This is a genomic window from Rhizobium sp. 18055 (genome assembly GCF_902706285.1).
Lineage (GTDB): Bacteria > Pseudomonadota > Alphaproteobacteria > Rhizobiales > Rhizobiaceae > Rhizobium.
The window spans coordinates 1-19,153 of record NZ_CACSKD010000020.1; the positions used below are offsets into that span (position 1 = coordinate 1).

At 55.3% G+C, this 19,153-nt stretch carries 17 protein-coding genes and 1 pseudogene; 8 read left to right on the plus strand and 10 right to left on the minus strand.

The window, feature by feature from the left end:
- From GVL52_RS24795 to iolD, 3 genes are all read right to left on the minus strand, one after another.
- On the minus strand, positions 1–696 hold a 696-nt coding region (locus GVL52_RS24795; protein WP_200847892.1), incomplete at its 3' end, for an NAD(P)-dependent oxidoreductase.
- Positions 697–707: 11 nt separating this feature from the next.
- A complete protein-coding gene (locus GVL52_RS24800; protein ID WP_160012048.1) occupies positions 708–1,541 on the minus strand; it encodes an NAD(P)-dependent oxidoreductase in 834 nt (277 codons plus the stop codon).
- Between the two features lie 2 nt (positions 1,542–1,543).
- Complete coding sequence (gene iolD / locus GVL52_RS24805) at positions 1,544–3,391, minus strand: 3D-(3,5/4)-trihydroxycyclohexane-1,2-dione acylhydrolase (decyclizing) (protein ID WP_160012050.1); 1,848 nt, start codon at positions 3,389–3,391, stop codon at positions 1,544–1,546.
- Positions 3,392–3,611: 220 nt separating this feature from the next.
- Here iolD and GVL52_RS24810 point away from each other — a divergent pair, with 220 nt between their 5' ends.
- Entirely contained in the window at positions 3,612–4,409 is a 798-nt protein-coding gene (locus GVL52_RS24810; RefSeq protein ID WP_160012052.1) for an IclR family transcriptional regulator C-terminal domain-containing protein, read from the plus strand.
- A 158-nt stretch (positions 4,410–4,567) separates the two neighbouring features.
- Here GVL52_RS24810 and GVL52_RS24815 read toward each other — a convergent pair whose 3' ends face one another.
- Positions 4,568–4,870 carry a hypothetical protein gene (locus tag GVL52_RS24815; protein ID WP_160012054.1) on the minus strand — a complete coding sequence of 101 codons (303 nt, stop codon included), beginning with the start codon at positions 4,868–4,870 and terminating at the stop codon, positions 4,568–4,570.
- Positions 4,871–5,138: 268 nt separating this feature from the next.
- On the opposite strand from GVL52_RS24815, the gene GVL52_RS24820 reads away from it, so the two are divergent.
- Together GVL52_RS24820 and GVL52_RS24825 are read left to right on the plus strand one after the other, a co-directional pair.
- Positions 5,139–5,971, plus strand: a protein-coding gene (locus GVL52_RS24820; protein ID WP_210254113.1) for an IS5 family transposase whose coding sequence is annotated in 2 segments (ribosomal slippage) — positions 5,139–5,163 and positions 5,163–5,971 — 834 coding nt in all. Because the reading frame shifts where the segments join, the coding sequence is not laid out codon by codon here.
- Positions 5,972–5,989: 18 nt separating this feature from the next.
- Positions 5,990–6,569 (plus strand): annotated as a pseudogene (locus GVL52_RS24825) (IS110 family transposase); the annotation flags it as partial.
- Positions 6,570–7,005: 436 nt separating this feature from the next.
- Here GVL52_RS24825 and GVL52_RS24830 read toward each other — a convergent pair.
- The 5 genes from GVL52_RS24830 to GVL52_RS24850 are packed head-to-tail and all read right to left on the minus strand — an operon-like array spanning position 7,006 to position 12,067.
- Positions 7,006–8,013 carry an ABC transporter ATP-binding protein gene (locus GVL52_RS24830; RefSeq protein WP_160012056.1) on the minus strand — a complete coding sequence of 336 codons (1,008 nt, stop codon included), beginning with the start codon at positions 8,011–8,013 and terminating at the stop codon, positions 7,006–7,008.
- 29 nt (positions 8,014–8,042) lie between these two features.
- Entirely contained in the window at positions 8,043–8,867 is an 825-nt protein-coding gene (locus GVL52_RS24835) for a carbohydrate ABC transporter permease (RefSeq protein ID WP_160012058.1), read from the minus strand.
- A gap of 13 nt (positions 8,868–8,880) precedes the next feature.
- Positions 8,881–9,753, minus strand: a complete 873-nt coding sequence (locus tag GVL52_RS24840; protein WP_160012060.1) for a carbohydrate ABC transporter permease — start codon at positions 9,751–9,753, stop codon at positions 8,881–8,883.
- A gap of 59 nt (positions 9,754–9,812) precedes the next feature.
- Positions 9,813–11,081 carry a D-tagatose-bisphosphate aldolase, class II, non-catalytic subunit gene (locus tag GVL52_RS24845; RefSeq protein ID WP_160012062.1) on the minus strand — a complete coding sequence of 423 codons (1,269 nt, stop codon included), beginning with the start codon at positions 11,079–11,081 and terminating at the stop codon, positions 9,813–9,815.
- On the minus strand, positions 11,078–12,067 hold the full coding sequence (locus GVL52_RS24850; RefSeq protein WP_160012064.1) for a sugar kinase: 990 nt from the start codon (positions 12,065–12,067) through the stop codon (positions 11,078–11,080). Before GVL52_RS24850 ends, GVL52_RS24845 begins: the two co-directional genes overlap by 4 nt.
- Positions 12,068–12,389: 322 nt before the next feature.
- Between GVL52_RS24850 and GVL52_RS24855 the strand changes: the two genes are divergently transcribed.
- From GVL52_RS24855 to GVL52_RS24870, 4 genes are all read left to right on the plus strand, one after another.
- Positions 12,390–13,703 carry a sugar ABC transporter substrate-binding protein gene (locus tag GVL52_RS24855; protein ID WP_200847893.1) on the plus strand — a complete coding sequence of 438 codons (1,314 nt, stop codon included), beginning with the start codon at positions 12,390–12,392 and terminating at the stop codon, positions 13,701–13,703.
- 131 nt (positions 13,704–13,834) lie between these two features.
- Positions 13,835–14,605: an L-iditol 2-dehydrogenase gene (locus tag GVL52_RS24860; protein WP_160012066.1), complete on the plus strand. Its 771-nt coding sequence runs from the start codon at positions 13,835–13,837 to the stop codon at positions 14,603–14,605.
- A 16-nt stretch (positions 14,606–14,621) separates the two neighbouring features.
- Positions 14,622–15,632 carry an alcohol dehydrogenase catalytic domain-containing protein gene (locus GVL52_RS24865; protein ID WP_160012068.1) on the plus strand — a complete coding sequence of 337 codons (1,011 nt, stop codon included), beginning with the start codon at positions 14,622–14,624 and terminating at the stop codon, positions 15,630–15,632.
- Between the two features lie 117 nt (positions 15,633–15,749).
- The gene (locus GVL52_RS24870; protein ID WP_160012169.1) at positions 15,750–16,760 is read left to right on the plus strand and encodes a LacI family DNA-binding transcriptional regulator; all 1,011 of its coding nucleotides are present in this window, start codon (positions 15,750–15,752) and stop codon (positions 16,758–16,760) included.
- Between the two features lie 150 nt (positions 16,761–16,910).
- Here GVL52_RS24870 and GVL52_RS24875 read toward each other — a convergent pair whose 3' ends face one another.
- Positions 16,911–17,942, minus strand: coding sequence for a LacI family DNA-binding transcriptional regulator (locus tag GVL52_RS24875; protein ID WP_160012070.1), 1,032 nt, complete (start codon positions 17,940–17,942; stop codon positions 16,911–16,913).
- A gap of 145 nt (positions 17,943–18,087) precedes the next feature.
- Between GVL52_RS24875 and GVL52_RS24880 the strand changes: the two genes are divergently transcribed.
- Entirely contained in the window at positions 18,088–19,119 is a 1,032-nt protein-coding gene (locus GVL52_RS24880; protein ID WP_160012072.1) for a sterol desaturase family protein, read from the plus strand.
- Positions 19,120–19,153 lie beyond the last annotated feature (34 nt).

Genomic DNA, 19,153 nt, shown 5'->3' on the forward strand with positions numbered 1-19,153 from the left:
GCCGCGGGCGGTATTGACGACGATAGCGCCGCGCTTGATTTGGTTGAGGGCGCCGTCATCGATCAAATTACGCGTTGAATCCGACAACGGTACATGGAGCGTCACGACGTCTGCGACCGCAAGACCATCTTCAAGACGATCGACGAAAGAAACACCGTCGTATCCATCCCTCTTAGCGTAGGGGTCAAAGACCACGATATTCATGCCGAAGCTTGCAGACCGCTTTGCAACTTCGCGACCGATTCGGCCGAAGCCAACGACGAGAAGCGTTCTCCCTCTCAACTCAATGCCAATCAGTCTCGAGCGGGCTGCAAAATCTCCCTTGCGGACTGCTGTGTCGAGCTGAACTCCTGACTTCGCGGCAGCAAGCATCAGGAACATCGTCTGCTCAGCAACGGAAATCGCATTCACATCGCCGACCACCGTGACCGGTATGCCCCTGGAAGTGCAATAGTCGATCGGTATGTTGTCGTAGCCGACACCATGTCTCGATACGACCTTGACGTTTGGAGCGGCAGCCAACACTTCAATGGGAAGCGGAGCATCGCGGACGGTAATCGCGTCGGCATCGGCGACGTGCTTGAGGAGGTTGTCTTTCGAGAAATCTGTAACGACCTGATAGGTGACGTCCGCCCGTTCATCGAGCAGCGCAAGCGCCTCCGCTCTCAAAGGTTGTATCACTAAGATTTTTTTCACTGCTTCTTTCCTCACCAACGCCTTCCAAAGGCTGGCACCGCGGATCCCGAAGGCATCAGCTTCTCACGAAGCCACGCCGCATCGTCTTTAAGGCGCCCCGCCAAACTCATTTTAGGGCTGTGTCGCTCGACTGGTTCGTAGCCAATTGCCTGGCGAGCCTCCTCGACATTCCAGCGCATTCCCTCGTTTCTGGAAACGATATTGATCGCGTCAAAGCCCTGGAAGTCGGCTGTCGCGGACTTCACCACGGCTTGTGCCCAGTCCTCGTTGCCGAGCCACATCTGCTGCCCCCAGATACCGAAGGCCATATGCGGTCCGGGCTTGTTCTCGCCTGGCTGGCAATAGCCGATCCGGAGCGATAGAAATGCCATGCCTGTTTCATCGTAGACGGCTTTGCCATGGCGCTCGACAAACAGCTTCGAGGTTCCGTAAGGATTGATAGGGCGCGGTTGCACGCCAGCTTTCAGCTCCTCATGACGAAATCTGTAGCCGCCGAGCACCCAGTTGGAGCTGGCAAACACAAAGCGCTTTACGCCGCCCAGTCGTGAGGCCCGCATAACGTTTAGGGCGAGATCGACATTCAACGGCGTCACCGTGTCCCAGTCTCCGGCTGCGCGTGGATCCGCGGCCAGATGCAGTACCGTGTCAATTCCGGCGAAGTGCCTTGCCCAGCTTTCGTTATATACCTCCAGATCGGCCGTTATGACCCCTGGATCATTGCCTCCATTCCGTCCTATTCGTGTAAGTTCGAGGCCGTCGATCGCACAGAGTGCGACGGTTGCCTTGTGACCAAGGTTGCCTGTCGAACCCGTCAACAGGACCCGGCGTTGGGTCGCGCCTGACATCGTCAAACGCCTTTACGCTGGTATTCGCGCTGGCTTTCCTGTGTTTCACGTGCCGCCGTGATTGAGGGCCGATCCGTCACTTCCGGCATACCTACATCCCACCAGGATCCGCCTTCCATCCACTCATAAGGGTGGGTCTGGATCGCTATGACGTAGGTACGCTCACTTGCACGTGCACGGACGATCGCAGCTTCGAGTTCCTCAATCGTCTTCACATTTTCCGATTCCGCGCCCATCGAGCGGGCATGCATGGCGAAATCAATGCGCGGCACGTCTCCCACGTGTTTGGAAGAGGCATACAGATTGTTGAACTCGGCACCGCCCTTGCTCGTCTGCAGTCGGTTGATCACAGCAAAGCCGCCGTTATCGCATACGATGCAGATGATCTTGTTGCCGGTCAGAACCGACGAATAGATGTCGGAGTTGAGCATCATGTACGATCCGTCGCCGAGCATGGCGATGATTTCCCGCTTGGGATTGGCAATCTTCTGGCCATATGCGCCAGCGATTTCGTAGCCCATGCAGGAGAAGCCGTACTCGGACTCGAACGTGCCGACACCGATAGACTTCCAGGTGCAATACAGTTCGCCGGGCAGGCCACCCGCCGCCGAAACGATCACATCGTCCGGCTTGGCACTTCTTTGAACAGCGCCGATGACCTGCGGATAGTTCGGAACCTCTTGGTTGGTCGGACCGGTGCGCTTCTCGACGATCGCGTTCCAAGCCGCCTTTTCGCGGACAGCTTCATCGGACCACGCTTGAGGAGCTAACCAACCGCCGAGCTTCGAAGCGATGGCATCCAGCGACAGCTTAGCATCGCCAACAACCGGGTTGGCCAGATGCTTGTTTGCATCGAAACGATTGGTGTTCAGCGACAGATATTTGACATCTGGATCACGGAACACGCTCCAGGAGCCAGTGATCATGTCAGCCATTCTCGTGCCGATTGCGATGACGAGATCCGCCTTCCCACCGATATTGTTTCCGGCGTTGCCGCCCATGACGCCGATCGACGCGATGTTGAGGCGATGCTCGTCCAGGAGTGCGGAGCGACCCATGATGGTTTCCGCAACAGGGATGCCGAAGCGGTCGCTAAACGCGGCAAGCTCTTCGGTTGCTCCGGAATAGTGGACGCCGCCGCCGGCAATGATCAACGGCCTCTTCGCTTCCTTGATCAGGCGCATCGCCAGCTCGATCTGATAATCGGCGGCTGGATAGCGTGGGATACGGTGGATGCGCTCGGCGAAGAAAACTTCCGGATAATCGAACGCCTCGCCCTGGACGTCCTGGGCAAGAGAAATGGTCGCCGGGCCGCAGGCGGCGGGATCAAGCATCAGCGCGACAGCCTGTGGAAGCGACGTCAGGATCTGTTCGGGACGCGTGATGCGATCGAAGTAGGAGGATACGGCCTTGAAGGAATCATTGGTCGTTAACGACATGTCGTGGAAGTGTTCGACCTGCTGAAGCACCGGATCCGGCAGGCGCGATGCGTAGTTGTCACCACACAGGAACAGGACCGGAAGACGATCGGAAAGGGCGACGCCCGCGGCCGTCACCATGTTCGAGGAGCCAGGACCAACCGAGGCTGCACAGACATGAATTTGCTTGCGTCGGCGAGCGCGGGCGTAGGCGACAGCAGCCAATCCCATAGATTGCTCATTCTGACCACGGTAAGTGGGAAGTTCTTCTTGGACCTGCTCGAGCGCCGAACCGAGGCACGTGACGTTGCCGTGACCGAAAATCGAATGGACGCCGGTGAACAGCGACAGGACCTCACCTTCGTCATCGATCTTCTGCGCAGTTAGAAAACGAACAATCGCCTGCGCAAGCGTCAAACGAACCGTACCCATGCATTCCTCCTTACCATCGCCCTGCAATCTGTCACCGACCATATGCGTGGTGGCTATCTCGCGTTTCGATAGTTTCCTCTCCGTGTTGCTCCCGCCGAATATTCATCCCCCGAAGCGATGACGATACCTATTTCACATTCAAAAAACGATGTCAACATATCGCGCAATTGCGCGATAACCGCACATTGACTTGTTTTGAAAGACGTGAGATGAAATGCTTATGGATAACGAGATTCAAAAACGTGACTTCGCTCAAACCCTCGCCAGAGGCCTGAGTTGCTTGGAAAAGCTGGCAGAAACTGATGCGCCGGCGACCTGCACTGAAGTAGCAACCGCAATGGATGTCAGTCGAGCAGCAGCTCGGCGGATCCTGCTGACCTTGGAGAGCCTTGGCTACGTCAAGGAAGAGCGAGGTCTATATGCGTCCACCCCAAAAGTCCTTTCTTTGGGTCGAGGCATACTTCGAAGGACAAATGTGTGGACGGCGGCATCGTCGATCGTCATGAGCCTGGCAGACGCATTGAACGAACCCTGCTCGATCTCAGTGCTGGAAGGACTCGATATTCTTTTCGTCAGTCGCGATGCCACCAGGCGGATCTACACATCGCGTCTCGGCGTCGGTGACAGGCTGCCCGCTCATAGCTCCGCGAGCGGGAAGATGCTTCTTGCTTCACTGCCGGTTGGCGAGCTTGACCGACGCCTTGAAGGCGCCGTCCTCCGGAAACAGGGTCCGGCAGCGATCACCGACATCGAGACCTTGAAATCGAGGCTCGGCGAAGCCCGGCAGTTGGATTACGCGATGGCAATCGATGAGATGGAGAACGGCACGATCTCTGTCGCCGTCCCATTGCGGGAAAGAAGTGGCCGGGTGGTTGCGGCCATGAGCGTTGCGTCCCATCGCGATCGGATGGCCCCTGACGATTTGCAGGGGAAGATTCTTCCCCCGCTGCGTCAATCGGCTCGCGATGTCCAAGGCTTGCTGCGCGATTTTCAAGATAGAAACTGGGCTGTTCTCTAGGAATTAGGGCTCATTGAGCTCTTGATGAGGGTCGAACCATCGTTTCAGTGGATAGACCAAGTTGAAAAGGTTGCCAATAAATGTGACCTTCTCAAAAGCGACGAGAGATAGCGCACTCAATGATTGCCGATCACTCGGTGAGGAAAGTGGGCGGTTCGTCAAAACACATCAAATCCAGCAGAACCAATATAGCTTGCGGCCGGGCAAGTTAAAGCCGTGACCTGGACAAATTGTTTTCCTTTATGTCCTTCTCTGTCCAGGCTGGGAAGCAAATAGCCAGAAGCATTCATGGATGCCGAAGAGTCGTCGCATCTCTCGGTAGTGTCACTGAAGGGTTCCAGCAAGGATTTCTGTGCCGATGCGCGTTGGAGCATATCGAACTGCCACGCCGCTGGTGGGGAGACAGCGTCGCTAACCTCGCAACCGGCATCTATTGCCGGGCCTGAACGTCGATAAGCCATTCTTCTTCCTTCCAGCCCACTCAGCAGTAAATTTCTTCACATTGTCGATAAATTGAATGAACTTTCCTATCGCTTTCGACGCGTTCCAGTATTTTTGATCAGTGTCCGTACCCGCCTCATAGCCAACCGCACCCAACTCGCCAACGCTATCCGGGGCTACGCCAATGAGTTTGGGTTCTCCGCAGCTAAGAGGCGACCTCAAAAAGGCTTGAGTGATTTCAGCCAGTTGTGATTCCTTCGGATTTGCAAAGATTCGACGGAGACCACGATGGCCTGGACTGAAACCACCCGGAAGATTATGCCCGCAAGGCATCCCGTTATGCAAGTGACCTGACGGACCGGGAGTGGGATTTGATTGCAATTCATTTGCCTTTGCCGCGTCGGCTAGGGCGACCCCGAAAGGCCCATTTGCGGGAAGTCATGAACGCGATCCTCTATATTGCGTCGTCCGGCTGTCAGTGGCGTATGCTGCCCAAGGACTTTCCGCCATGCTCGACGGTGCAGCGTTATTTCTACGAATGGCGTGCAATGCGGCTGTGGACGCGGATCAATCATCAACTGGTCATGGCGGCTCGAGAACTGGAAGGAAGGGAGGCTTCGCCATCGGCTGGAGCCATCGATAGCCAGAGCGTCAAAACGACTGAAAGTGCGGGCATCCGGGGCTTTGACGCCGGCAAGAAAATCAAGGGTCGTAAGCGGCATATCGTTGTCGACACGCTGGGCCTAATGGTGGGTCTGATGGTTCACAGCGCCGACATCCAAGATCGTGATGGCGCTCCTGATCTGTTGAAATCCATTCGCCACCGCTGGCCGTGGTTGCTCCACATCTTTGCCGACGGCGGCTATGCTGGCGCAAAACTGAAGAAGCGATTGCAGAAAATCGGCAAGTGGACGCTGGAAATCATCAAGCGGTCCGACAAGGCCAAAGGCTTCGAGCTATTGCCACGCCGATGGGTGGTAGAGCGAACCTTTGCATGGCTGGGAAGATGCAGAAGGCTCGCAAAAGACTTCGAGAAATCCATCGCCTCGGCCGAGGCCTGGATCATCATCGCTCATATACGCATGCTCACCAGGCGGCTCGCAAGGTATTATGTTTATTGAACTCTTTTTGAATCCGACTCTAAGGGGCTGGTACAGATCCCTCTGCTGCTTGAAAGGATAAAGGCCGACGCGACTGTGCCAGAGCTCGCACAGGAATTGTTCCTAAGCCAGGCCGAGGAATACGCTCAACTGGACAGGAAGATTGCGGATATTGAGGCCAAGGTAAAGGCGTGGCAACGTAACGACGAACGCAGCATACGTCTCAACACCATTCCCGGCATTGGCCCAATCGGTTCGGCTCTTTTGATCATGAAGACACCCGCTCCGAAGCTCTTTCAATCTGGCCGCCAGTTCGCAGCCTGGATAGGGTTGACACCAAAAGACCACCGGCGGCAAGCTGCGGCTCGGTGGTATCACGCGAGCCGGCGACGAAGCTCTGCGGGCCGTCTTGGTGGCTGGAGCAACAGCTGTCATTCATCACGCGCGGCGATCGGGTAAGGCTTCTCCATGGTTGGCGGAACTGCTCACGCGAAAGCCGCCCAAATTGGCAGCTGTCGCACTCGCCAACAAGATGGCGCGCATAGCCTGGAAGCTCATGGTCTCGGGAGAGACATACAGCGCCAAATCAGGACCAGCCTTGACGGGATGCGCCGCATGAAGATGGGGAAGCAAGCATCCAAGACGTCCTGATCTTCACCGCGCGTTGGTGATACTACAACTTGCAAGATAATAGCAGATGGTGTGATCGATCGATCCGAGACACAGGATACACCGGGAATCCCATTGGCCCCCCAAGGCCGCCTTGATGTTTGGGACCTGTGTTGCGGAAACCATCTTGGCCAGTGTTCATGTGCGAACGCAACAACAGGCCGGACATATGGACGCAAGCGATCAGATCAAATTATCTCAAAATATCTTGCGAGTCGGGGGCCGTCCACATATGGGATTGGAACCTTCAGCGATGAGTTCGAATTCTTTAGGTCACTGAAATGTAATAGATTTCTCCAAATAGGCCCGTTTATGGAATCTTGTGGATTGGGCATCGCCACTCCACAGGAAGCCAATTTTTAAACGGGTGTTGTCAAGCGGAGCGTCTACGCTCCGCGGATAGCTTGGCCGTTCTCGTTAAACCGATGGATGCGAGCCGCATCAGGAGTGAGAAAGACGGTGTCTCCGTGATTGACAGGGAAATCGCCGCTCGCGCGAACTGTCAGAGTGCCGACGCCGTTCACCGTTACGTGAAGGAACGTGTCGGAGCCGAGGTGCTCGGCCACACCGACGAGGCCCTTCCAAGTGCCATCCTCTCTGGAAAGCCGAATATGCTCGGGCCGGATGCCCATAGTTGACGAGTTAAAGGAGTTTGCTGCCTGACCAGAGACGAAGTTCATGCGTGGCGAGCCAATAAAGCCTGCAACGAAAAGGTTGTCCGGCTTGTTGTAGAGCTCAAGCGGAGAACCGACTTGTTCGATCCTGCCCGCATTGAGGACGACGATCTTGTCGGCCATGGTCATCGCCTCGACCTGATCATGGGTGACGTAAATCATCGTCGTCTTAAGCTGCTGGTGAAGTTCGCTGATCTCGAGGCGCATAGTGCCTCGCAGGGCTGCATCAAGGTTCGACAGGGGCTCATCGAAAAGGAACGCCGAAGGTTCGCGCACGATGGCACGGCCAATCGCAACACGCTGGCGTTGGCCGCCAGAAAGCTGGCCGGGGCGTCGCTCGAGATAGTCAGTAAGGTTCAGCACTCGTGCCGCCTCAGTGACCTTCTTGTTGATCGCTCCTTGCTCCAACTTTGCCATCTTCAGTGGGAAAGCAATATTGTTTCGCACCGTCATATGCGGATAAAGCGCATATGATTGGAATACCATAGCCAGGCCGCGCTTTGCAGGTGCCGCCCCAGTGACGTCTCGGCCGTCGATCTCGATCGTGCCGGAGGTGGTGTCTTCGAGGCCAGCGATTAGGCGTAGCAGCGTCGATTTTCCGCATCCGGAGGGACCGACGAAGACGACAAACTCGCCTTCGTTGATCGTGAGGTCGATCCCCGGGATGACCTGTGTCGCGCCGAAGGACTTATTGACCGTCTTGAGTGTGATATTGCCCATAGATGTTTCTTCCCCAAGTCTTATCGTCGTTACTTTACGGCGCCGAAAGTCAGGCCGCGGACAAGTTGTTTCTGGCTAAACCAACCCATGATCAGGATCGGAGCAATGGCCAGCGTCGACGCAGCCGACAGCTTTGCCCAGAACAGACCTTGCGGACTGGAGAAGGAGGCAATGAAGGCGGTCAGCGGCGCAGCGTTTGTGGTCGTCAGGCGGATGGTCCAGAAAGCCTCGTTCCAGGCGAGGATTATGTTGAGCAGCATCGTCGAGGCGATGCCGGGTACCGCCATCGGCGTCAGGACGTAGGCAATTTCACCCCACAGCGATGCACCGTCCATGCGCGCTGCCTCAAGAATCTCACCCGGAATTTCGCGAAAATAGGTGTAGAGCATCCAGATCACGATTGGCATGTTGATCATCGTCAGCATCACCGTTAGGCCGATACGACTGTCGAGCAGGCCCCAGTCTCGAAAAAGGAGGTAGATCGGTACTAGGACGGCGACGGCCGGCATCATCTTCGTAGACAGCATCCACATAAGGATGTCCTTGGTCCTGGCGGTTGGAGAGAACGCCATCGACCACGCGGCAGGCACCGAGATCAGAAGTGCTAATAGGGTCGAGCCAACTGACAGGATGACCGAGTTGAGGAAAAACTTGAAATAGTTGCTCTGCGCCTGAACGTCCGAATAACTTTCAAGAGAACCCGACGGGATAAGATTGAAGCCGTTGATCGCCTCGGTCTCGGTTTTGAAGCTGGTGATGATCGTGTAGAGGATCGGGAAGAAGATTGTAAGTGCAACAATCCATGCTCCGATTGTACAGATGGCGGTTTTTCTGGTTGAAACTGAACGTGCCATGATCTTGCCTCCCTTATTTGTCGAGGTTCTTACCAACGGCGCGCATTAGGAAGAAGGCGACGATATTGGCTAGGATAACTGCGATGATGCCGCCCGAGGATGCGCCTCCGACGTCGTAGCCAAGAAGCGCGGTGCGATAGATTAGGAACGGCAAATTGGTCGACGCATAGCCGGGTCCTCCGTTTGTTGTAACGAGGATCTCCGTGTAGACGCCGAGGAGAAAGATCGTCTGAATGAGAATGACGACCGTTATGGCACGCGCTAGATGTGGGAGCGTCAGATAAACGAACTGGCTCACAGCGCCAGCGCCATCCATTTCGGCTGCTTCCATCTGTTCTGTATCAAGCGACTGCAGCGAAGTAAGCAGGATGAGGGTAGCAAACGGCAACCATTGCCAGGCGACGATGATGATGATGGAGAATAGTGGGTACTGCGCAAACCAATCGACCGGCTGAAGACCAAGCCACCTGCTAATGGCGGCCAGAACTCCGTAACCGGGGTGCATGATCATGTTCTTCCAGACCAAAGCCGCAACCGGGGGCATGACAAAGAACGGTGAAATGACGAGGATCCGCACCACGCCTTGCCCCAAGATCGGTTGGTCAATCAGGAGCGCTATTCCAATCCCGCCGACGACGGTGATCATCAGAACTCCGATCACAATCACGAGTGTGTTCCAGATCGACTGGAAGAAGGCCGGATCGCTGTAGAAGTACTGATAGTTGAGTATCCCCGCCCAATTAACGTTGGCCGGGTTCAGCATGTTGTAGTTCTGAAAGGAGAACCACAATGTCATGGCCAGCGGCACGATCATCCAGGTCAGCAAGACGCCAACCGACGGCGCTAACATGAGGCGCGCCAATGCCCTTGTATTACTTGTTGCCATTTCTTTCCTCCACCCATCGCTTACATCGACGGCAAAATTCCCCGGCACGACGTGTTGGTTTAATGAACAGCTAGGGTTGCGTTGTCGTACACTGCGAGCACTTGATCGACGGCAGCAATCAGGATGTCGATAGGCCCGGATGCATTGACCTGGTCAATTTGTGGTAGATACTGGTGCAGCACGGTCTCGGGGATACGTGTCCCCTCCAACGCAGATAGTAACGCTGTCACAGCGGCTTCAGCCTCTGGACGTGTCCAATAGTATCGGATCCGGTCGCTATAGCTGAAATGACGCTGGATGCGCAGTGACGTCTCGTCCCCATGGTAATAGCCGCTCCAATTCGCGGGTGACTGCACCATCAAGGCCTCTATGGCCTTGGCAAGCGGACGTTCGCCGTATCCGGGTACGAGGTCCGATGCAATCAGATCGAGCGCGTAGAGCGCTTCGCGATAGGCAAATGTAAGCCCTGGTCCGACTTTCAGGATTGGGAAGCCGTCACTGACGAGCGAGGCCAATGCCTCCTCCGTCTGATAATCGGTCGAATGGGCTTCGAAGACCAGCGCGGGCTCGTCGTTGAGAAGACTACTGAGAGCTGCGGCGCGCGGCGGATCATATGCGATGACGTTATCGCTTCCGAACTCCACACCGGGCTGCACAACGAAAGCAATGACTCGGTCAAACGCCGGGCCAAGGCCAGCCACATCGAAAGCGGCGCGGTGAACAGCGATAGTCTCGCGCGCAGCCTCCCGTTCTGTCGGCGCGACTGTTGACAGAGCGTGATCCGCGCCGCCAGGTACAGGAACTTCCGTGCCTAGGATGTACACAGGAGCGGGCATCTCAGCGCGTGCTGCGGCAGCTTCGGCCACTGAACAGAGAAGTGCAGCGCGATCCGCTACCGTACGATCGTCGAGCGCGGTTGGCTCGCCGGCACATCCCATCGACGCGTCGATGTGGATCTTGCCGAAACCAGCGGCAACATAGGCCTCGACCATGTCGGAAGCTTTCTTAAGGGCGATCTCTGCTGGCTCCTTGCGCCAAGGGTTGGGCCCGAGGTGATCGCCACCGAATATGATCTGGTCTCGGCTGACACCCTCATCGAGAGCGATTTCTTCTACAAAAGAAACAAAGGCGGCCGGTGTCATGCCCGTGTAGCCGCCGAACTGATTTACCTGATTGCATGTTGCCTCGATCAGCACAGGTCTATCGCTCCTTGCGGCGCGCCGCAGCGCCGCCCGTATAACGATCGGATGAGCGGAGCAGACTGAGGCTATTCCGAAAGGTCGTCCAGCGCGCCGTGCAGCCGCAAGGCTCATTAGATGTTTGCTCATGCAGTGAGCTCCCGGCTTTCAGTGACAATGAATTGATCGAGTTCAGCTTTGCTTGAGACGCCCTCCATGGGACCTTGCTTTGTGACCGTGCGAGCCCCGGCAGCATTCGCATAGACAAGCGCATCGGCAGGGAGCATGCCGCCGCGCCGACAGGTAAGATAGGCAGCGCCAAAACAATCACCCGCTCCGGTCGGGTCGATTTCCTCAACCTTGAACGCAGCGCAATCAACGCGGCCGAATGCATTGCTGAAGTGGCTCGAACCGTCGATGCCACGCTTAAGCACAATCTCGCCGATTCCAAGTTTAAGGAGGCGCTCTACTGACCCGGCCTCGGATGCTTCGTCGGCGGCTACCAGTAATTCATCGCCTGAAGGCAAGAGCAGATCGGTGACAGCGAGCATGTCGTCGAATAACTTTCTGCCGTCCCCACCCTGCATCAGCTCTTTCCGGATGTTAGGATCAAAGGAGACCGAGCCCCCTCGCGCTTTCACGGTTGCGACAGCCTCGAGCAGGATGGCGGCGATGCCTGGGATGGCGAAGGCCGACCCCATGACATGAATATGGCCTGCACGATTAATGAGACCACGCGCTTCGGTCGTCATACGCGTCTCACCAGCAGCCGAATGAGCAATGTTGAATACGAAATCGCGAGCCCCGCTCGGCCGATACCGAACAAAAGCACTGCCCGTCGGCTTACCGGGGATCACCGCAATCGCGGAAACATCGACACCGTCAACTCGCAAGCGATCTATATTGATAGTTCCGAAATCATCATCGCCGACAGCAGCGATGATGCCCGCTGCGCCACCAATGCGCGCCACCTGGTCGATGAAAATTGCGGGAGCGCCGCTCGGGAATGGACCAACGAGAGGCTGCGGCTCCCGAAAGCCGGACCCGATAGTGGTCGCCATGATCTCCACGAGAATCTCACCTACGGTTATCGTTGGACCTAAGGCTTCCGGCGCCAATGTGCTCGCAATGCCCATTTTCTCCCTCCCTGGATATTCTGGGTGGTTACTGCCACCAAATCCGCCGTGGAGATAATGGACTAGCGTTGCACAAGTCAATCATATTTTACGCGCGTAAATAACAAAAAGCTCGCGGTTTTCGCCGCGATGCAGCAAAATAGAAACTGCGATGCAGCATATCGAACTTAAATATCGTTTTATAACAGTTTGTTACAGGAACGCGGCTGGCCTTACTGTAGAGCTCAACAAATAAGTCGCTTGACTTGTCCGCAAAGATTGGATGATAAAACTTTACGCATGTAGGAGTGTGCGTGGACATTCGTAAAGGAGGAACGGATCAATGAGGTGTTTAATTCGCATTCTATCGTCGTCAGTTGTCGGCCTTGGGTTGCTTACAGGGCTGGCACATGCCGAGGAGATCACGATCGCGACTGTTAACAACAGCGATATGATCATCATGCAGAAGCTTTCCGGCGAATGGGAAAAGGAAACGGGGAACAAGATCAACTGGGTTATCCTTGAAGAGAACGTTCTGCGTGAACGCGTCACGACCGACATCGCCACCAAGGGCGGCCAGTTCGATATTCTCACCATTGGCGCCTACGAAACCCCAATTTGGGGCAAGCAAGGCTGGCTGACTTCCGTCGACGACCTTGGTCAGGACTATGACTACGATGACCTGCTCGATCCGGTGCGCAAAGGCCTGACTGTAGACGGCAAGCTGTATGCTGTCCCGTTCTATGCAGAAAGCTCTTTCACGCTTTACCGAACGGACCTTTTCAAGGCTGCCGGTCTTGAGATGCCTGCGCACCCGACCTACGACCAAATCAAGGAATTTGCTGCCAAGCTCACCGATAAGTCTAAGCAACAGTACGGTATATGCCTTCGCGGCAAGCCGGGCTGGGGTGAGAACATGACGTTCTTTGGAACCATGGTCAACACCTATGGCGGTCGCTGGTTCGACATGAACTGGAAGCCTCAGCTGACTACGGAGCCATGGAAGAAGGCCCTCACCGACTACGTCGAGATGCTTTCTAAATACGGCCCCCCGGGCGCAACATCTAACGGCTTCAACGAAAACCAGGCAGTCTTTGCGACCGGGCACTGCGCGATGTGGATCGACGCTACGTCGGCAGCAGGTCGCGTTTATGACCCGAAGCAAAGTCAAGTCGCCGATAAGATCGGTTTCACGGCTGCGCCTGTCGATGTCACTCCGAACGGTTCAAGCTGGGCATGGTCTTGGGACCTTGCCATTCCGGCAAGCTCGAAGAAAGTCGATGTCGCGAAATCCTTCATTAAGTGGGCAACGTCCAAGGACTACGTGAAGAAGGTCGGCGAATCCGAAGGTTGGGTCGCAGTGCCGCCTGGCACCCGCAAATCCACATATGCCCTTCCAGAGTACCAGAAGGCCGCTCCGTTCGCGCCAGCGGTCCTTACCGCCATCTTGACGGCCGATCCCGCACATCCCACGAAGGATCCGGTACCCTACGTCGGCGTGACGTTCGCGCCTATCCCGGAATGGCAGGCGATCGGCACTTATGTTGGACAACAGGTAGCTGCCGCACTTTCTGGCCAGACTAAGGTTGACGATGCTCTGGAAGCCTCCCAGCAAAAAATCGAGCGCGATATGACCCGGGCGGGCTACATTAAGTAACGGCTCCAACCTTGGCGTGGGTCCTCCAGCAGCTCGGCGGTTCGCCGCCGGGCTCTCGGCCGCCAGAAATTTTCCACCTTTTACCAGATTTCCAGGCCGGCTTTGTCGTGTCGACCAAAAGGAGAACAGACATGAGACTTCAGAACAAGATCGCTCTCATCACCGGTGGCGCACGCGGCATCGGGCTCGGGTTTGCGGAGGCTTTCGTTGCAGAGGGTGCGCGTGTCGTTATCGCGGACATCAATTATGAGCGCGCTAAAGAGGCGGCAGGATCCATCGGACCGGCGGCAAGTGCCATCGCACTTGATGTGACCAGTCTCAGCGATATCGACGCTGCCGTGAAAAAAGTCGATGAAGAATTCGGAGGCATCGACATCCTCGTCAACAACGCCGCGATTTTCGATATGGCGCCGATCCAAGCAATTACAGAAGAGAGCTATGATCGGGTGCTTGGAGTTAATCTGAAGGGCCCCCTGTTTGCTATGAAGGCGGTTGCCAACGTAATGATTGCACGAGGCCGCGGCGGCAAGATCATCAACATGGCGAGCCAGGCCGGACGGCGCGGCGAAGCATTGGTGACCCTCTATTGCGCCTCGAAGGCTGCGATCATCTCCGCGACGCAATCGGCGGCGCTTGCCCTTGTCAAATACGGCATCAACGTCAACGCTATCGCGCCAGGAGTTGTCGACGGCGAGCATTGGGAAATCGTCGATGCGAAGTTCGCCGAGTGGGAAGGCCTGAAGCCGGGCGAGAAGAAGGCGCAGGTTGCCAAGTCAGTTCCGATCGGTCGGTTCGCAACGCCAGACGATATCAAGGGTCTTGCTGTCTTCCTCGCTTCTTCAGACAGCAACTACATTCTCGCTCAGACATATAACGTCGATGGCGGAAACTGGATGAGTTGAGCAGGGAGTAATCGTTATGAAAGCAATCCACTTCATTGCGAAGGGCGAGGCCCGCCTTGTCGATCTCGCAATCGATGGCATCCCACCTGGCCACGCGCTGGTCAAGGTCAAGGCTTCCGGCCTCTGCCACACTGACATCGATGTTTTGCACGCCCGCTATGGCGACGGGGCGTTCCCACTTGTGCCGGGGCACGAGTATGCCGGCGAAGTTGAGGCCATCGCCGCCGATGTTTCGGCGATGAGGGTTGGCGCTCGGGTTGTTGTCGACCCGAACCTACCCTGCGGCACCTGCCCGGCTTGCCGGAAAGGTCTTACGAACCTTTGCCGTAACCTCAAAGCGTATGGGGTTTCGCATAATGGTGGCTTTGCCGAATACAGCGTCGTTCACGCCGACCACCTGCATGACATCGGCGATATGCCCTATCACGTCGCGGCGCTCGCTGAACCACTCGCCTGCGTGGTCAACGCACTTGGCAGCGCTGGCCTGAGAAACGGCTCTGCCTTACCGCGCAATGCCCTGGTGGTAGGCGCAGGTCCGATCGGGCTGTTATTGGGTCTTTCATTGAAGTCGGAAGGCGTGAAAAGCGTTACAGTAGCCGACATCAATGAGAGCCGCCTCACATTTGCTGGTGAGTTAGGGCTTGGGACTGTAGTCTCTGGCTCATCCCAGTTCGCGGAAGGGCATCGATCCTTCGATTTCGTAGCGGATGCTACCGGCATCTCCAGTGTCGTCGAAAGCATGATCAATATGGTTGCCGATGGAGGGACCGCTTTGGTCTTCGGAGTCTGCTCGCCAGAGGCCCGTATTTCGGTTGCGCCCTTTGAGATCTTCCGCCGCCAACTCAAGCTTGTCGGCTCGCATTCGCTGAACCGAAACATTCCCGATGCACTCGAGATTCTGAAAAAGGACGGCGGTAACATGGCGAAGCTTGTTTCACACCGGCTGACACTTGAGGAGATGCTACCGTTTTTCACAAAGAAGACGACGGACGCCGCGACGATGAAGGTTCAATTTGCCGCTGACTGAATTCTGATTCTCCTATGACAGGCTCGGATTCCGGCTTTCCCCGCGATTCCGAGCCAGCTAAGACCACGAAGATCAGAACCGCAAGGAGCGAACAGTTTGGCCAAGTCGATCAGAACAATGGAGGATTTTTCTGAGTTCGTCGGCCTTTCCAGGCCCACAGTATCAAAATATTTCAATGATCCTTCCTCAGTGCGCAAAAAGACCCGCGATCTGATCGAGGAAGCGCTCGAGAAATCTGGGTTCCGGCCAAATATCTTCGCAGTCAACCTTAATCGTCGCCGTAGCAATATCATAGGCGTCGTCATCCCGAATTCAACGGATCCATTTTATATGGCGTTGACGAGGCGCATCGAAATTATTGCTAACGAGGCGGGGTTCCTTGCCTTTGTACTTTCATCGGAGGGCCGTCCCGACATGGAAGACAATGCTATAAAGACGTTTAAATCAATGAATGTTGCTGGCGCTATCATTGCACCGCTTGGCGTACAGTCCCGCCAAACGACCCTTGAACAACTAGGAGAGTCGATTCCGCTTGTATACGTTGATTCCCCTATCAATGAGACCTCAGCTTTTGTAGGTACTGACAACCGTCAGAGTTTTGGGCTCATTGTAGACTATCTCTGCCGCTCGGGGGAGCCACCGTGCTATTTCGGGATGCCGCAGGTCAATACAAACGCCGCGACGCGCCGTAGCGCCTACACGGAGGCGATGGAGCGGCTCCACGTTGAGCCGAAGTACGTTTCAATTACTGACTCCAAGACATGGGACTTTGAACGCTTTGCTTTTGAGGAGGCAAGCCGTCTTCTCGAGAATCCGGATCGGCTTCCCACCAGAACCATCCTTTGCGCAAACGACCGCCTTGCCTTTGGGTTTATCGCTGCTGCTTGGCAGAGAGGTTTGAAGATTGGGCATGGGGCAGAATACGACCTGCGTGTCGCCGGCCATGATGATCATCCTCTCTCCGAATACGCGTGCCCGCCAATCACCACCGTCGCGCAGAACTACAACGAAATCGGCCGTCTTGCGATCGAGCTGCTGTTGAGCAAGCTAAGCGAAGAAGATGAAACCTTTCATGGGAGGGATCAGATCCTCCTGAAGTCCGAATTGATGCTGCGCCGCTCGGCTTAACGCTTGAAAACTGACGGTTGGCCGGAGACGTGTGACGTTGACCAACTGAGTGAGAGTTCTGTAGCTCAGGCCTGGATAAAACTTGGGGGCAAGGTCACGCTTTCTCGACAAGCTGAGCCGCACACGCCAACACAGTGTAAGCTTACATGGTTATTCGACGTTCTCGGCGGTAATCAGGTTAAGATTAACATAAGTCATCGTGCGGCCCTGAAACGGATCTCCATCTGCCTTCGATATTATAAGCTCGAGAGCAGATTGCCCGATATCGGGAAACGGGTGAGCGATAACGATGTCCAGAGTACCGTCCAAGAGTGCTGCACGTGATTCCTCCGTTAGGTCAATCGCGATCGTTGCGATTTCGTTAGCTCTGCCGCTATCTCTCAGTGCAGAGAGAACGCCTGATGTGCCCCCCCCTGCCAAAAACAGTCCATTCATGTCCGGATTTTGGCTGAGGAGGCGTTCGGTCATCTCACGTGCGATCCCTTCGGATTCATAGGTCGGCAAAGCGTCCAAGACTTGAACCGCTTGATCATGGTCAAGGAAATATGATCTGAAACCACTCTCTGCGAGTTCGTGTTCGCGATAACGGGGTGAACCCACGAGTATTCCCAATTTCTCTGGATGGCCACAAAGCCGATCCAAGGCCCAAGCAGCAGTCCTTCCAAACTTTCGGCCATTGAGTCCGATATACCCTGCAAGTGACGGCGCTGAAAGCGTGGTGACAAGCGCATACACCGGGATACGCTCTTGAGCGAGTTGTTCTATGGCGCGGGTCACAATGGGATGTTCCGCAGCAACTAATGCAACAGCATCCGATTTTCTACCCAAGGCCAGAAGCCTTTCCGCCAGCGCTTCCGGGGAAAAGTCAATCAACCGTTCCGTCTTTAAGATTATCTTTCGCCGATGTTCGATTTGATCGCGCGCGACCCTGAGGGTCTTGGACATTTGCTCAACGAACCAAGGATTTGGTGCCTGCAACAACAGCGTGAGCCGAAATGGTTTTTTGTTCCCTTGGACATTCATCTTTAGGGTCGAAAACCCATGATAGCCGATCTCTGCTGCTGCGTCGACTACGAGCTGTCGTGTAGCTGCTTTCACCTTGTGTGGCCGCCCAATCACCCTATTGACTGTCGCGCGGGACACACCCGCAACCTGTGCCAAGTCCTCTATCGTCGGTCGCATTTTAGCTCTCCAAAAGGATCAAATCGGCTCACCATATCATGATCCGAAATGATCCGTAAATTGCCTGTGCGATCAGGTTTCCTTGCGTTTATTCCTCACCTTTGACCATCATATCGTAGCAATTTAGATTTGTGGGAGGTCTATCATGGACGATTTGAATTTCGGCACCCGCGACAAACGTGGGCACTACATACCGAATGGGCGGCTGGAACTTGCACCGATCTGGTCGTTTCCGCCTAAGGTACTAAAGCTCTTGAAGTGGCTGCCGGGCTACTTCTTTCCTTGGAATGCATTCTTAGCTTTGACTGCGGTGGCTTACTGGCACTTCATCATCCCAGATCGGAGTGTTCTTGCACATCTAACGTGGTCCTGGCCACTCATCCTATTTGCTGCGAACGCGGCGAGCTTGTTCGTGGTCTACGGTTTCTTCGAGCTCAACATGTTTGTGTTGAAGCGTCAGGGAACGCGGTTCAAGTACAACAACCTCTTTCCGGGTGAGCAGAAATCGGACGTGTTCATCAGCGGAAACCAGAATATCGATAACGCTCTGCGGACGTTTTTGATTTCAATCCCGCTGTGGACTGCGGTCGAAGTCTTGGTCCTTTGGGCCTTCGCCAATGGCTATGTACCTTGGCTCACTTTCACCGAAAATCCATGGAAGCTCGCCATCGTGGCGTTGATCGTACCGCTTATTCACGAAACGCACTTCTATGCAATTCATCGCCTGATCCACACGCCGTTCTTGTACAAATGGGTTCATTCAATACACCACAATTCGGTAAATCCGAGCCCGTGGTCTTCTCTGTCTATGCATCCTCTGGAGGCTCTTCTCTACTTCTCTGTTGGCGTTTGGCATCTCATTCTGCCTTCCAATCCGCTGATTGCACTCTACCAGTTGAACACGGCAGGCCTCGGCGCGTTCATTGGCCATCTTGGCTTCGACAGGATTGAAGTTACAGAGGCATCCGCATTCGGAAGTCACGCCTACTCTCACTACCTGCATCACAAGCATTTCGAGGTGAATTACGCTGATGGCGTCATGCCCTTCGATCACATCTTTGGATCGTATCATGATGGTACCAAAGAAGCTGACGAACGGATGAAGGTCCGTTTCCGGAAGAAGAAAGAACGCATAGCTGCCAAGCTGGCCAAGCTGGCCAAGCAGAATGCACAATAAGCACCCGCAGAATAGCTACAACCAGCGAACTGTA